The sequence below is a fragment of the Nostoc sp. CmiVER01 genome, from assembly GCF_034531135.2.
GTDB lineage: Bacteria > Cyanobacteriota > Cyanobacteriia > Cyanobacteriales > Nostocaceae > Nostoc.
This window is the reverse complement of sequence record NZ_JAVRBU020000009.1, coordinates 21,559-34,298: the sequence shown is the minus strand read 5'-3', so window position 1 is coordinate 34,298 and position 12,740 is coordinate 21,559. Positions and strand designations below refer to the sequence as shown.

Sequence of the window (12,740 nt, the reverse complement as noted above, 5' to 3'; positions counted from 1 at the left end):
TTGGTTATGACTGATCTAGATAGTTATAAGCAGCAACTAAAAGAATTCTATGGTAGTAGAACGGCTTATGACCATGAGAAAGGTACTCGCCATCCTCTAGATGCCAAGATTTTACTTGAATTTGTTCCACTACATTCGGGACAGAAAATCCTTGATGTAGCGACTGGAACAGGTTTAGTTGCAATACCCGCAGCTGAAAAAGTTGGTTCAGAGGGCTATGTGATTGGGATTGACATGACCCCTGGAATGTTGCATCAAGCAAGAATTAAAATTGCAGCAGCAAAATTACAAAATATCGAGTTACTTGAGGCAGATGCAGAATATTTTAACTTTAGTGATAGTAGTTTTGATGTTGTCTTTTGCTGTGAAGCAATTGTACTTTTTCCTGATATAGTTGCTATTTTAAAAAAATGGTATCGCTTCTTGAAACCTGGAGGATTTGTGGCATTTACCTGTCCTCCCGAAACAGCTTTTATGGCATCTATTCAGCAGAGGATCTACGCTAGAGTTTTGGGTGAATCGCTACCACACATCCTTGAACCACTGGGAACTCCAGAAAAATGTCAAAATTTGCTCAATCAGGCAGGTTTTAGAGATATCGAAATTAAGATTGAGCCATCAGGACGTTATCGCCTTCTTAGGGATAACAAATTATCTGAAACAGTAATTAATATAAATTTTAAAGGTAATCCACTGTTGTCAAAATTATCACAAGAGCAATTAAATCAGTTGCAAGTTGAGTACAAAGCAGAAATTGAGAAACTAGCAACCGAGCAGGGTATTTGGGAAGATACTACAAAGTTTTTTGTTCGCGCTCGAAAATAAGTTAATGAGCTTTGCTCCTGAACTAACAGATTAGATGAGGGCGATCGCGCATCACAATCTTACCGTTACTAATGACAATGACAGTTTAATCTTTTAGACCGATGTGGAAGTAAACATTTTCAGGATTTACTTGAACAGCCCCTTTAAATATTTGTAATCCAACCTTTGGACATTTATATGCAAAACCTGCCCCTAATGTTAATGCCTGTACTTGCTGCACAGAAAGTAGCAGGTGACGGTTTAATTAAACCTCTTGGTCATCATGAGCTACTGTTGGTGCTGGTGCAACTGTCATTATTGCTTCTCGTAGCGCGGGGATTAGGTGAGTTAATGCGCCGGATTAACCTACCGCCTGTTGTTGGAGAATTACTAGCGGGTGTGGTGCTTGGCCCTTCTTTATTTGGTTTGCTCCTTCCAGACTTACAGACACATATCTTTCCCAAAAGTCAAGAACAGTCTAATTTACTTTCGGTGATTTCTTGGTTAGGCGTGTTATTTTTGCTGATTGTGACTGGATTGGAAACGGATCTCAAGCTGATTCTTCGTAAGGGGAAAACGGCTCTGCTGATTTCACTGGGCGGAATTATTGTCCCGTTTATCACCGGATTCGGATTAGGCTGGCTATTGCCAGATAGTTTTTTAGCCGACCCAGAAAAGCGTCTAGTATTTAGTCTGTTCATCGCCACAGCAATGAGTATTTCGGCAGTACCAGTAATTGCTAAGGTGCTGATGGATTTAAACTTGATTCGCCGTGACATTGGTCAAGTCACCTTAGCTGCCGGCATGACTGACGACACTATCGGCTGGATTTTACTTTCTGTGGTTTCAGGTTTAGCTAGTAGCGGCAAATTTGACCTGGGGACAATTTTCCATTCCGTGAGTGCGGCTATATTGTTTTTAGCGATCGCCTTTACAATTGGGCGTACCATCGTAGACCAGATTTTGCGTTGGGTTGATGATTATGTTGGTGGAATTGCCGCGAGTATGTCGGTTGTGCTGATTCTTTCGCTCTCAGCAGCAGCACTTACCCATGCATTAGGGCTAGAAGCAGCATTAGGTGCTTTCGTGCTAGGGATTCTGGCAGGCCAATCTCGCCGCTTTAGCAATGAAGCTGGACACATGCTAGAAATTTTCACAGCAAGCTTTCTAGCGCCAATTTTCTTTGCTTCAGCTGGCTTGAAAGTTAACTTGGAAACTCTGTTAGTCCCTAAAACATTGATATTCGGCTTGATTGTTCTCGCTGTCGCCTGCGTTGGCAAATTTACAGGTGCTTACCTTGGTTCTCGCGCAGGCGGCTTGAGCCATTGGGAAGGTTTGGCGATGGGTTCGGGGATGAATGCTCGCGGGGCGATGGAAATTGTCGTTGCCACGATTGGTTTATCTTTGGGAGTGCTGAATCCCCAGATGTACTCGATTATTGTTATGGTGGCGATCGTCACTTCCCTAATGGCTCCACCCCTTTTGCGCTGGTGTTTGTCGAAGGTGGTTATGAGTGATGAGGAAGCTAGACGTTTGGAACAAGAAGAACAGGATAGCCGCAGCTTTATCAAGCAGATTCACCGTGTCTTAATACCTACTAGCGGTGGCCCCAACATCCAACTCGCGGCGCAACTAGTCGGTTACATGGCTCACCAAAACTCGATAGAAGTTACATCTCTGTATGCCCTGAGTGATAAGCAGCCCCAAAAAAAAGTCCGTCGAACGGCAACCGAGGTAAAAGATACTGCCGCAGAGCAAGCTTTGACCTCTGTTGTTGAAGAAATGCAGCTACCTGCTAATACCACCCTGCAAACAAAAACGGAGTCTGGGCGTAATAAAGCGGGGGTAATTCTAAATGAAGCGAAGAAAAACTATGACTTGATTGTACTGGGAGCTTCTGAACAGCTCCGCCCCCAGAAAACATTGTTCAATTTGCTTGTAGATCGGGTAGTACAAGAAGCACCTTGTGCAACGATGGTAGTGAAGTCGCATCTACCCCAACTCAAAGGCGAGATATGCAAAATTGATCAACAACAGCTGACAAAGATTCTGGTACCAACAGTAGGGACAGACTATAGCAAAAATGCTGTAGAGATGGCAAGTACGATCGCTGCTCAAACAGGCGCATTAGTTATGATCGTGAACGTGATAAATGTGCCACAGCTTGAATATATTCTTTACGAACAGCGATCGCTAACTCCAGTCAAAGAAATTGCCCACGATCTGCTCGAACAACAGGCAGAAATTGGCCGCAATCTAGGTGCTGATGTCAAAACCTATATTCTTCAAGGAACTAGCCCAGAAAGGGAAATCCTCAAGTTTGCCCAAACCAAGGAAGTTGACTTAATTATTCTAGGGAGTAGTATCCGAATGGTTACGGGTCGCGTTTTCTTCGGTCACAGAGTAGATGCAATCTTAAGTAAAGCTCATTGCCCAGTAGCGGTAATTACTACGCCATAGGCGTTCTCAGCTTAAAGGATGTTTGGAAAGTCAAAAAAAGCTCTAGTAACGATAATCTGTCAGTAGATAAAAATGCGACAGCGTGACTAGAGCCATGTCTAAATCATACCCAAGTGACTTGACTTCGGAACAATGGAAATTGCTATCGAGCTTCATTCCACCACCTTTGTCCAGGTGATTCTAGATTTGGCAGTTCCAGGTATTTATCGCGCCATGCTCTTGGCTTCCATTGCTCTCGTAATGAACTCACTAAAAGGTCTAAGGCATGACCTTAGCGGATAGAGAAGTTACCGATGGCATGGTTATTTAAGACACAAGGGAGAGCAAGAGGATTAATAGTATGAAGATCAATCATCAAACTGTACCCCTAAATCTACACCCAGCATCTCTTCAATTTTCCGAAGAGTTTCTTCTGCTACACCACCTAAAACAGCCTCCGCCTCTAACTGATACCAGTAGTTACGAGATATTCCAACTTCTTTGGCCATCTGTGTTACTGGTCGCCCTCTAGCTTCCCTGGCCTGTTTAATGCGATCGCCCAATCCAGGAACATCAACTTCTAGCTTAATAATCCGTCTTACTTTCACAGTCATAGTCATAATTCCAATTCTAAAAGTATATGTTAATTGTCAACTAAACAGTTAACAACCTGTTAATTAATGGATTACACTATTAAGTATAAAGAAAGCGCCCCAGACTGGTAATCGAAGCGCTTTCCGTCCCGTTAGGAACTGATTTATTATGACTCACACTATCTACAGCCAACAACAGCTGCTTGAAACCTACATTCGACAGGTTTATTCGGTGTTCTAGACATTATATTTTCTCTCTTTTCCATTGTCAGTAGATCGAAAACTTTTATAAGTTGACGAAATAATCAGGGTTTCAGCCGACGTTTTGGGATTGACGATCGCGATCGCTTGCACTGCACTCTTAACCCACCAACAATGCCCGTTCCTTGAAAAGCAGACTCCAACAGGATTCCGGCAGACTATGTTCCTAAACTCAAATGAACGGCTCTTCAGGCTTCTGGAAAACTTTTCGATCTACTGAAAGTTACCCTGAGTTCTGGATTATCCGGGAGCAACGCGAAAAAGTGAGATCATCGTGAAATGAGCTTCGGGAACAAGGGTAGCAGGGGGAGCATAGGGAGAAAAAGAATATTTTGGTAATTTTTACTACTTAGATAGAACTGAATACACTTATTTCTTTCACTCCCCCTGCCTCCCCTGCCTCCCCTGCTTCCCCATCTCACTGTTAGCATTGCTCCCCTCTCAAGGCAGGGCAATCGCCTGTAGACCCCGCTAATTGAACGATAAGCAAAAGCCCCCGGATTTCCGCGATCAGAAAATGCCGGGGCTAACGTCTGAGTTATTGGATAGTGTGGGTAACTTGGCGATTACTGGGGATTAATCTTCTAAATTACCTGCTGCTGAAACTGCTGTTTTTAATTCTTCAAAGGAAAGGCTACCGTCTGAATCCGAATCATACTGTGTTAGCAGATTGTTGAAATTTCCGGTCTCAGCTAACGTTGATAAGTACAAAGCCTGATTCTTATTTGAAATAAGTTCATCAATGTTGACCTTGCCATCACCGTCTGAATCTAATTCGTTAAAAATCTCTTGAAGCTCTTGTTCGGTTACCATAAAATTCTTGATGATTTAATTTTCAATCTTAATCTTTTCAAAATTTTGACAAAAACTCAAATCCTTGTGTTGACTTTCAAAATTTTGTGGGCACGGTTTCTGATACTATAAGTATTACTGGTGGAGAGGGTACATTCGACGGTGCGATTGGCACACTGTTCTTGTCGGAGAATCTTACACTCAACCCAGATCCAACTGCTCTTGTAAGAGGTCTACCTCTAATCTCAGGTTCGTTTCAAACGTTCAAAACAGTTCCAGAACCGAGGAATAACGCGGCGATATTTAGCATCGCCTTAATTGGAGTGCGTTTTCTGCTACGCCAACATAGACTTCGAGTTATTGGTTAATCACCGTTTGAGCTATCGCCTCAATGTCATCAAGTTAATGGCTGGACTGGTAAATTTACATCAATCTCAATCAAAGTAACTTTGGCATTTTCAACTACTGTATTTCCCATTAGCGTGTCCTGCATGGCTTCAAACTTAGACTCTGCTCTCCCAATACGTTCATAATGCAAAATCACATGATAATGCTTTTGTATTGCTTCTCCAGACTCAGAACCCTCCATTGCAAGCCAATCCTTATTTTGGCCTTCTTCGGCAATCTGACGATATTCGCTGGCTAACTGTTCTAATGCAATAGCTATAGCGTGTTCTCTGGTTTGCCCGCAGCAACGAATTTCATCTCTTGGTTGGTCAACAGATGACAACAGTTCACAAACATACTGTCCATTATCATCGTCAGCCTGTACATTAATCGTAATTGTCAGAAGTGTTGAACTCATACCTAGTTTGTTAAAGAAATGATGACCCTTGAATTTTAATACTGATGACAAAATATGTTGATTTAACTCATGCGATGGCTGTCACAATCCTTATGTGGTCAGTTTTTGGTTGATCCAGCGATCGCAAGAAGGCGACTCCGTTTGGGAGCATCACAATCAGGTGGGCTAAACATCGTTATTGGCAACCAAGTCCGGGAAGAATGTTTGAGCTAGATTAAACTAAGGGTATAAAAGTGGAGTTGTTGCGTGAATAGGCAAAATGGTAAATTGTACCTATCGCCTATGTTCGCTTGCCGCCTAGCCCAACGATTGAAGACCAAAGCCCAGTATAAAGTTAAAAATTGAAACGCTTATGATGCAGCACTAAAGCAACGAGGCAGTATAACTTTCTGGGTGAACGAAGAAGTCATCGAGCAGTGGCGCAACCAGCAGAAAACGGGGAAAAAAGGAGCATCGAATTATTACTCAGATACGGCAATCGCTACAATGGGGACAATTCAATCGGTATTTTATTTACCTGGGCGGCAAGCTCTTATGGTTTTTAGAATCGCTATTCATGCTCATGGGGATTGAGCTAGCAGTCCCAGATCACTCTACTTTATCTCGTCGTTTAACCAAGTTATCAGTAGAACTGCCAGTTATACCAAAGGATAAAGCTGTTCATGTTGTGGTGGATTCAACTGGGGTAAAAGTTTATGGTGAAGGTGAATGGAAAGTCCGCACACATGGAGTAGCTAAAAGAAGGACGTGGCGGAAGTTGCATTTAGGAGTTGATGAGGGGAGTGGAGAAATTTTGGCTGCGGTAGTCACTACTAATGATTTAGCGGATTGTGAAGTACTACCAGATATATTAGAGCAGATAGAGCAGCCCATAGAGCAAGTTTCTGGTGATGGTGGCTATGACACAAAAGGCTATTATGACACTATTGCCGAGCGAGGGGCAAAAGCAGCAATTCCACCTCGTAGCAACGCCAAAATTCAACTTCACGCAAACACTCAAGCAAGTCCCTATCACAGGGATGAGAATCTGCGTCGGATCAATCAAGTTGGACGTAAACAATGGAAACAAGAAAGCGGATATCATCGCCGTTCTTTATCCGAAACTGCTATCTTTCAGCTCAAAACCATTTTTGGTGGTAAGTTAAGACGACGCTTTTTTGACACTCAGGCTGTGGAGTTATTTTTACAATGTGCTGCCCTTAACCGCATGATTCAGCTAGGTAAGCCTGAAAGTTACAAAGTCGAAAATTAGTTAACTCGCGTTCGCTTGAATTAGGGCGATCGCTTCTCCCATACTTTCCCCCAGAACTAAAACTTGTTAACAATTATTGGGTGCGATCGCTTCCAGCACTGCGCTTATGCTCATTCGTCTATGTCAATAGCGTAGCTTATTGCTGATAATAAGACTTGATTTTGGATGATTTTCCATGATAATCTGCGTTTGGATTTTAAAACCCGGTTTGCCGATAGCTTTATCGTAGCTTTAATAGCATACTGTATTTTTCATTTGAATTAGCCATAGTTGGCACAAGTAATTCTAAAACTGTTTTGAGAGAAAACTTATGGCCATTATAGAAAGACGTAAAGTTGGACGTTCAGGGCTAGAAATATCACCAATATCTTTTGGTGGAAACGTTTTTGGCTGGACAATTGATGAAAATACTTCATTTAAGATTTTAGATCACTTTATAGCGGCTGGAGGTAATTTTATTGACACAGCCGATGTCTATTCCAAGTGGGTTGCAGGAAATATTGGTGGAGAATCTGAGACAATTTTAGGAAAATGGCTCATTTCTCGTGGTAATCGTGACCAAGTGGTGATTGCAACGAAGGTTGGCAACGATATGGGTGTTAAAGGCAAAGGGCTTTCTCGCCAACACATTCAACAAGCTGTTGAAGACTCGTTGCAGAGGTTACAAACCGATTATATCGATCTATATCAATCGCATATCGACGATGAAAGTACTTCATTTGAAGAAACTCTTGAAACCTACGCAGAATTGATTCGTCAGGGAAAAGTACGTGCAATTGGTGCTTCAAACTATAGTGCAGAGCGTTTACTACAGGCATTAGAAATTAGCCGTCAACATGGATATCCTCGCTACGAAAGCCTTCAGCCCCGTTATAACTTGTATGACCGAGATGGTTATGAGCAGGATTTACAACAAATTTGCCAAGAACAGGAAATTGGTGTGATTAGCTATTCTTCTCTGTGCAGTGGCTTTCTCTCTGGTAAATATCGCTCAGAAAAAGATTTGTCTATTAGTCTGCGTGGTAGCTCTGTAAAGAGATATTTAAATCCTCGTGGTTTGCGAATTCTAGAGGCAATTGACCAAGTGGCTCTTACTTATAATTCTACTCCTACCCAAGTTTCTCTGGCGTGGCTCATTGCTAATCCTACCATTACCGCACCTATTGTTAGTGCAACAAAAGTTGAGCAACTCAACGATATCATCAAAGCTGTCAATATAAATCTCGACCAAGATGCTATTGACCTTCTTAATCAAGCTAGTTCTTCAAACAGCTAGTATAGCTACTTTAACTGTGAGTATGTCAAAACAATTTCATTATTACAAGACGCTCCTACGTCGCTAATGCTGCACTATTAGTGTTTGCTCTGAACCCGCCAATGATAGCGTAGCGTTAGCGAGTCCGCGTTCGCGTAGCGTCTCGTAGAGAGCGTCTTGTAGACCACTAATTCTTTGAATCAGTGTTTGCTCTGTACCCAGAATTAATTCAAAATTATTCAAATTATTCCTAAGTGAATTTTGAATTTCATTAAATGGTCAAGCAGTGCTTGCTATAAAATGCCACCTGCGGCTTTAATTAAATCGGCTGCTTTTTCGCCAATCATAATAATGGGCGCGTTTGTGTTGCCCCTGACCAGAGTTGGCATGATCGATGCATCCGCGACCCGCAATCCCTTAACCCCATATACTCGCAGTTCGGGATCTACCACTGCCATTAGGTCAGTACCCATTTTGCAAGTGCCAGCCGGATGATGTCCAGTACTGCAAGTTTCCCGGATGTAAGCAACGAGTGCTGCATCGCTAGTCACACCAGCACCCGGAGCAATTTCCTTAACGCCAAACTCATCAAAACCACGAAACTCAAACAATTGTCGCATTAATCGAATTCCGGCAACGAGAAGACGCACATCAGCTTCACTTTGCAAATAATTCATCCGCAGAACTGGAGCATCTTGGGGGTCAGATGAGCGCAAACTGACACTGCCAATGTTTTGGAAACGAGTCAAAGAGACTACACCCGTGAATCCCCAATTGGGACGGACATAGCCAGGCGGTAAATATATATCGGGGCCGAAGAAGAACTGGACATCGGGTGCAGCCTCCAGGTTGCCCTCGCTATGAAAGAACAGTCCGGCTTCAGACACATTACTAGTGATGGCAGGGTGTACCTCTTGAGTCGTCTGTTGGGTTACTGGAACGATCAGGTGGTCTTGCAGGTTTTGACCGACCCCTGGCAAATCAGCCACGACAGAAATTCCTAGCCCTTGCAGGTATTCTGCATCGCCAATGCCGCTTTGCAGCAATAACTTGGGTGACTCAAACGCGCCTGCACTTAAAATTACTTCCTGATTGACCCTGACCTGATGCAGCATTCCCTCGTGCAGATATTCTACTCCAACAGCGCGAGTTTCCTCAAACAACAAGCGAGTCACTAACGCTCCTGTCGTTATAGTCAAATTAGGACGCTGAAGAATCGGCAAGAGGAAGGCAGCAGCAGCACTGTGCCGAAAACCATCTTTGATTGTCACCTGATAAAGTCCGGTTCCTGACTGCTGCATCCCGTTGAAATCAGGATTGTAGTCGTATCCCATTGCTATACAGGCATCGACAAAGCGTTGCGATACTACAGCAGGGGAAATCAGATCGGTGACGCTCAACTCACCATCAACCCCGTGGTAAGCATTACTACCGCGTTGCTGGTTCTCAGACTTCTTAAAATAGGGCAAGACATTAAGGTACGACCAACCCAGATTTCCTAGTGCCTGCCAGTGGTCATAATCGTGAGGATTGCCCCGGATATAAATCATGAGATTAATTGAACTGCTGCCCCCCAAAACTTTGCCACGGGGACAAAACATTTTGCGATGATTCAAGTACGGCTCTGGTTCAGAGAAATAGCCCCAGTCCACCTCGGAGCCTTGTAGATTGACACATTCCGGCGGAATATGAATCTCCCGTTTCGTATCCGGCTCGCCTGCTTCAAGGAGTAACACAGTTGTATCACTGTTTTGTGACATTCGGTTGGCGACAACGCAGCCTGCCGAACCCGCACCAATAACAATGTAGTCATACTTAATAGTCATACGCCGACCTAGCACTCTCACAATTAGCCAAAGAGCTTATTTTACAACGGTTTGAAGCCGCCGACCTGAACCAGTGGAAAACCGACGGAATCCTTGATGTAGCGAGCGCACTCCCCAGAATTTGGAACGGAGTGCAGTTAAAATTTTGGTTTCCTACAACAACAGATATCGCAACATGAAGCCATTCTGGAGAACTCCCATAATCTTAACTGCGATCGCTGGAGCTATCATCACCACTATCTTGATTTTCCAAAGAACTAACCAGCCATCCATCACATTCACCGAAGAATGGACAGCTACACAAGTGATAGATGGCGACAGCATCACAGTCGGCCAAACCGATGGCAGTAAAATGTCAGTTGAGCTTTGTGGAATTGATGCCCCACAAGTGAAACAAGGCGAAGTGCCAGGACAAGCATTGAGCAATGAATCAAAACAGAAATTGCTCAAGCTAGTCGCTGCTGCTGATAACCAACTGATGATTATTCCAGTGGCAAAAGATGAGCAGGGGCGCACTGTTGCTGAAGTCATGGCTCGTGGACAGGGTGAGGCTGAGATTAGCTTTCAGGAAGAACTGCTTAAAAGCGGCTTGGCTAAAACGCGACTTGGTGGGGTGGAATGCCCGAATCAACTGAGCTTTGAACAAGCTGCTGAGATAGCAAAAGCATCCAAGGTTGGAGTGGGGAGCCAAAGTAAGCGTAATTCCAGAGATCAGCAGTAGAAATGCTGCAACAATGATAGCCTTATTCATTATCTTATGTAATTTTACTGTATAAATAATATTAGTAATAACTTAAAATTTAAAATTAGCTCGTGAGCCAGATTAGTGGTGGAAACTCAAGATACTTCCCATAATAGATCAGGGTAAAGTTTAATTCCGTAGCTACTTTGCTTGATTACCTCTAAGCTCGACTTTATCCATTTTTGAGAATATGAGGGGGCAAACTGATGTGCTGATCGAAGTAGGTGTAATCTCCAACGTTGATACGCGGTTCTTGAATGTGAGCATTTAGCCAAATCGGAGGAGGCGCGTATTCAAGCATAGTCATAAAAGGTAAAATCAAGGTTTTAACCCGCGTAGGCGGGTTTTACCTGTGTAGCCGTGACTTCCAGTCGCCTGGTGCAAGATTACTCTATGGGCGATTTCCAGAGGGATGTTGATGCCCTAAGATGGGATGGGGTGTATAAGGTTCTTCTAAAAATTTACGCTCTTCATCAGAAAGCTCTAAATCCACCGCCTCCACAGCCTCTTTAAGATGTTCTATCTTACTAGCGCCAATTATGGGAGATGTCACACCTGGTTGATGCAATAGCCAAGCTAGGGCAATTTGTGTGGGTTTCACACCCCGTTTTCCGGCTAATTCAACTACGCGATCGACTACTTTAAAATCTGAATCTTGATAGTAGAGATTGTGAGCAAATTCGTCAGTTTTTGCCCGCAGTGTTTGGCCATGGTCTGACTTACTGCGATTCCCTGCTAAAAAGCCCCGCGCCAAGGGACTCCAAGGAATAATACCAATCCCTTGATCTAGGGCTAAGGGTATCACTTCTCGTTCTTCTTCCCGATAGACTAGGTTGTAGTGATTTTGAATTGATACAAAACGAGTCCAGCCGTGAATGTCTGCTGTATAAAGGGCTTTAGCAAACTGCCATGCGTAAACACTAGAAATTCCTAAGTAACGGACTTTACCTGCTTTGACAATATCATGCAGTGCTTCTAGGGTTTCTTCAATTGGTGTTTCATAGTCCCAACGGTGAATTTGGTACAAGTCTACATAATCAGTCTGTAGCCGCCGCAAAGAAGCATCAATACTGTCAAAAATATGTTTGCGAGATAGTCCTCGATCGTTAGGCCCATCGCCGACTTTACCATGTACTTTGGTAGCAATCACAACTTGATCTCGTTTGGCAAAGTCTTTCAGCGCTCGTCCGACAATTTCTTCACTCTTCCCCAAGGAATAGACATCGGCGGTATCAAAGAAATTAATCCCCAATTCCAAAGCCAGTTTGATAAATGGACGACTTTCTTCTTCTTCTAATACCCATTCGCGCAATTTACGCGAACCATAAGTCATCGTGCCTAGTGTAATACGGGATACTTTTAGTCCAGTTTTGCCAAGATTTACATATTTCGTCATACGGTTTGCTCTACTTTTTGTTGGGATGCTTAATAAGGTTGTGATATTTCTATAGCCTTTTGACATTGATTTGCCTAGAGTATTGCAGAGCTATGAGCATTGCTTTGCAAAAGCCAGGATGCAAAATACTATATATCAATCGACTTGCCGGAGTTATTAGCTATAATATTAAGAATTGCATATAAATGAGAAATATGGAATAGGAAATCAGGAAATGTTTGACACAGGGGGCTGTTGGTAAAATCTCTCGGATCTCCAAAGCGATCGCCACCGTCAATCCAACTAGGGCTACGGCTAAAGCTCATAGTTCAAATAGTGTATACTTTTCAAATTTCAAGAAAATTTTTAATATAGTTATACTTATCGATAGTTTTAGAGCCTTTTAAAATAGTTAAGGCTACAATTACCTGGATAGATTATTATTTTAGTTAAATAAAATACTTGAACTACTATTAGTAAACAATAAATTTATTGCTTAGATAATAAAAAATAACATAAGTTACATAGGAAATATGTGTGTAAATTATCCTATTTTATTATCTAATAATTTATATTCTAAAAATCTCAAAACAATA

13 protein-coding genes and 1 pseudogene are annotated in these 12,740 nt (G+C 42.7%); 7 read left to right on the top strand and 7 right to left on the bottom strand.

The annotated features are described in order from the left end of the window. Positions 1 to 6: 6 nt before the first annotated feature. Both RMZ43_RS16465 and RMZ43_RS16460 read left to right on the top strand, forming a co-directional pair. On the top strand, positions 7 to 825 hold the full coding sequence (locus tag RMZ43_RS16465; RefSeq protein WP_322652450.1) for a class I SAM-dependent methyltransferase: 819 nt from the start codon (positions 7 to 9) through the stop codon (positions 823 to 825). A gap of 177 nt (positions 826 to 1,002) precedes the next feature. Then, the gene (locus RMZ43_RS16460) at positions 1,003 to 3,264 is read left to right on the top strand and encodes a cation:proton antiporter (RefSeq protein WP_322652449.1); all 2,262 of its coding nucleotides are present in this window, start codon (positions 1,003 to 1,005) and stop codon (positions 3,262 to 3,264) included. Positions 3,265 to 3,611: 347 nt separating this feature from the next. Here RMZ43_RS16460 and RMZ43_RS16455 read toward each other — a convergent pair whose 3' ends face one another. Next, positions 3,612 to 3,857: a helix-turn-helix domain-containing protein gene (locus RMZ43_RS16455; RefSeq protein ID WP_322652448.1), complete on the bottom strand. Its 246-nt coding sequence runs from the start codon at positions 3,855 to 3,857 to the stop codon at positions 3,612 to 3,614. 816 nt (positions 3,858 to 4,673) lie between these two features. Beyond that, the gene (locus RMZ43_RS16450) at positions 4,674 to 4,910 is read right to left on the bottom strand and encodes an EF-hand domain-containing protein (protein WP_322655293.1); all 237 of its coding nucleotides are present in this window, start codon (positions 4,908 to 4,910) and stop codon (positions 4,674 to 4,676) included. Positions 4,911 to 4,996: 86 nt separating this feature from the next. On the opposite strand from RMZ43_RS16450, the gene RMZ43_RS16445 reads away from it, so the two are divergent. Further along, a complete protein-coding gene (locus tag RMZ43_RS16445; RefSeq protein ID WP_322655292.1) occupies positions 4,997 to 5,257 on the top strand; it encodes a hypothetical protein in 261 nt (86 codons plus the stop codon). A 29-nt stretch (positions 5,258 to 5,286) separates the two neighbouring features. On the opposite strand, the gene RMZ43_RS16440 is transcribed toward RMZ43_RS16445, so the two are convergent. Continuing rightward, entirely contained in the window at positions 5,287 to 5,694 is a 408-nt protein-coding gene (locus tag RMZ43_RS16440; protein ID WP_322651812.1) for a hypothetical protein, read from the bottom strand. 69 nt (positions 5,695 to 5,763) lie between these two features. Here RMZ43_RS16440 and RMZ43_RS16435 point away from each other — a divergent pair, with 69 nt between their 5' ends. The 3 genes and pseudogenes from RMZ43_RS16435 (at position 5,764) to RMZ43_RS16425 (ending at position 8,222) form a co-directional block, all read left to right on the top strand. Further along, positions 5,764 to 5,907, top strand: a complete 144-nt coding sequence (locus tag RMZ43_RS16435) for a hypothetical protein (RefSeq protein ID WP_322651813.1) — start codon at positions 5,764 to 5,766, stop codon at positions 5,905 to 5,907. A 168-nt stretch (positions 5,908 to 6,075) separates the two neighbouring features. Next, a pseudogene (locus RMZ43_RS16430) lies at positions 6,076 to 6,946 on the top strand (IS5 family transposase). 310 nt (positions 6,947 to 7,256) lie between these two features. Then, on the top strand, positions 7,257 to 8,222 hold the full coding sequence (locus RMZ43_RS16425) for an aldo/keto reductase (RefSeq protein ID WP_322655291.1): 966 nt from the start codon (positions 7,257 to 7,259) through the stop codon (positions 8,220 to 8,222). Positions 8,223 to 8,285: 63 nt separating this feature from the next. On the opposite strand, the gene RMZ43_RS16420 is transcribed toward RMZ43_RS16425, so the two are convergent. Together RMZ43_RS16420 and RMZ43_RS16415 are read right to left on the bottom strand one after the other, a co-directional pair. Then, complete coding sequence (locus tag RMZ43_RS16420; RefSeq protein WP_322651815.1) at positions 8,286 to 8,444, bottom strand: hypothetical protein; 159 nt, start codon at positions 8,442 to 8,444, stop codon at positions 8,286 to 8,288. A 50-nt stretch (positions 8,445 to 8,494) separates the two neighbouring features. Further along, positions 8,495 to 10,027 (bottom strand): GMC family oxidoreductase, encoded by a 1,533-nt coding sequence (locus RMZ43_RS16415; RefSeq protein WP_322655290.1) that lies wholly within the window; start codon positions 10,025 to 10,027, stop codon positions 8,495 to 8,497. A gap of 175 nt (positions 10,028 to 10,202) precedes the next feature. On the opposite strand from RMZ43_RS16415, the gene RMZ43_RS16410 reads away from it, so the two are divergent. Continuing rightward, on the top strand, positions 10,203 to 10,748 hold the full coding sequence (locus tag RMZ43_RS16410; protein WP_322655289.1) for a thermonuclease family protein: 546 nt from the start codon (positions 10,203 to 10,205) through the stop codon (positions 10,746 to 10,748). Positions 10,749 to 11,160: 412 nt separating this feature from the next. Here RMZ43_RS16410 and RMZ43_RS16405 read toward each other — a convergent pair whose 3' ends face one another. Both RMZ43_RS16405 and RMZ43_RS16400 read right to left on the bottom strand, forming a co-directional pair. Further along, complete coding sequence (locus RMZ43_RS16405) at positions 11,161 to 12,165, bottom strand: aldo/keto reductase (protein ID WP_322655287.1); 1,005 nt, start codon at positions 12,163 to 12,165, stop codon at positions 11,161 to 11,163. A gap of 128 nt (positions 12,166 to 12,293) precedes the next feature. Beyond that, positions 12,294 to 12,470, bottom strand: a complete 177-nt coding sequence (locus RMZ43_RS16400; protein WP_322655286.1) for a hypothetical protein — start codon at positions 12,468 to 12,470, stop codon at positions 12,294 to 12,296. Positions 12,471 to 12,740: the final 270 nt, after the last annotated feature.

What these genes read in the sequence shown, in the direction of transcription:
- RMZ43_RS16465 (WP_322652450.1), top strand. Translation starts at nt 7, where the DNA reads ATGACTGATCTAGATAGTTATAAGCAGCAACTAAAAGAATTCTATGGT.
- RMZ43_RS16460 (WP_322652449.1), top strand. Translation starts at nt 1,003, where the DNA reads ATGCAAAACCTGCCCCTAATGTTAATGCCTGTACTTGCTGCACAGAAA.
- RMZ43_RS16455 (WP_322652448.1), bottom strand. Translation starts at nt 3,857, where the DNA reads ATGACTGTGAAAGTAAGACGGATTATTAAGCTAGAAGTTGATGTTCCT.
- RMZ43_RS16450 (WP_322655293.1), bottom strand. Translation starts at nt 4,910, where the DNA reads ATGGTAACCGAACAAGAGCTTCAAGAGATTTTTAACGAATTAGATTCA.
- RMZ43_RS16440 (WP_322651812.1), bottom strand. Translation starts at nt 5,694, where the DNA reads ATGAGTTCAACACTTCTGACAATTACGATTAATGTACAGGCTGACGAT.
- RMZ43_RS16435 (WP_322651813.1), top strand. Translation starts at nt 5,764, where the DNA reads ATGCGATGGCTGTCACAATCCTTATGTGGTCAGTTTTTGGTTGATCCA.
- RMZ43_RS16425 (WP_322655291.1), top strand. Translation starts at nt 7,257, where the DNA reads ATGGCCATTATAGAAAGACGTAAAGTTGGACGTTCAGGGCTAGAAATA.
- RMZ43_RS16415 (WP_322655290.1), bottom strand. Translation starts at nt 10,027, where the DNA reads ATGACTATTAAGTATGACTACATTGTTATTGGTGCGGGTTCGGCAGGC.
- RMZ43_RS16410 (WP_322655289.1), top strand. Translation starts at nt 10,203, where the DNA reads ATGAAGCCATTCTGGAGAACTCCCATAATCTTAACTGCGATCGCTGGA.
- RMZ43_RS16405 (WP_322655287.1), bottom strand. Translation starts at nt 12,165, where the DNA reads ATGACGAAATATGTAAATCTTGGCAAAACTGGACTAAAAGTATCCCGT.
- RMZ43_RS16400 (WP_322655286.1), bottom strand. Translation starts at nt 12,470, where the DNA reads ATGAGCTTTAGCCGTAGCCCTAGTTGGATTGACGGTGGCGATCGCTTT.